At 71.6% G+C, this 679-nt stretch carries 1 protein-coding gene; it reads right to left on the reverse strand.

The window, feature by feature from the left end:
• Positions 1–679 (reverse strand): ketoacyl-synthetase C-terminal extension domain-containing protein (locus IG05_RS43155; protein WP_037815893.1); only part of this gene is annotated, 679 nt, incomplete at both ends.

Raw genomic sequence — 679 nt, forward strand, 5'->3', positions numbered from 1 at the left:
CGCATCGACCGCCTCCCGGAACACCGGCTCCGAGCCGTACAACTCCCCGCCCATACCCACCCACTGCGCACCCTGCCCCGGAAACACGAACACCGACCGACCCAACGAACCGGCCACACCCGTGCTGACGCTGGGGTCTCCGTCGGCGAGGGCGGCCAGTTGCGCCATGAGGTCGGTCCGGGTGCTGCCCACCAGGGCCGCCCGGTGGGCGAGCATGGTGCGGGTGGTGGCGAGGGCCCGGCCGATCGCGGCCGGCCTGAGTCCGGCGTGGGCGGTGATGTGGTCCGCGAGTCGTCGCGCCTGGGCTCTGAGGGCGTCGTCCGTCTTGCCGGACAGCAGCCACACGGTGGGCTCCGTGGAGTCGGAGTCGTCCGCGGCGGGTTGTTCGGGGGTTTCTTCCGGGAACTGTTCGATGACGACGTGGGCGTTGGTGCCGCTGGCCCCGAAGGCCGAGATGCCCGCACGGCGGGGACGCCCCGTCTCCGGCCACGACCGGGCCTCGGTCAGCAGCCGGATGTCACCGGTGTCCCACTCGACATGCGGCGTGGGCTCCTGGACGTGCAGCGTCGGCGGCAGTTGACCGTGCCGCATCGCCATGACCATCTTGATCACACCCGCCACACCGGCCGCCGCCTGCGTGTGCCCGATGTTCGACTTCACCGACCCCAGCCACAACGGC

Origin of the sequence: Streptomyces sp. NRRL S-1022, from assembly GCF_000720135.1 — a bacterium.
Taxonomy (GTDB): Bacteria; Actinomycetota; Actinomycetes; order Streptomycetales; family Streptomycetaceae; genus Streptomyces.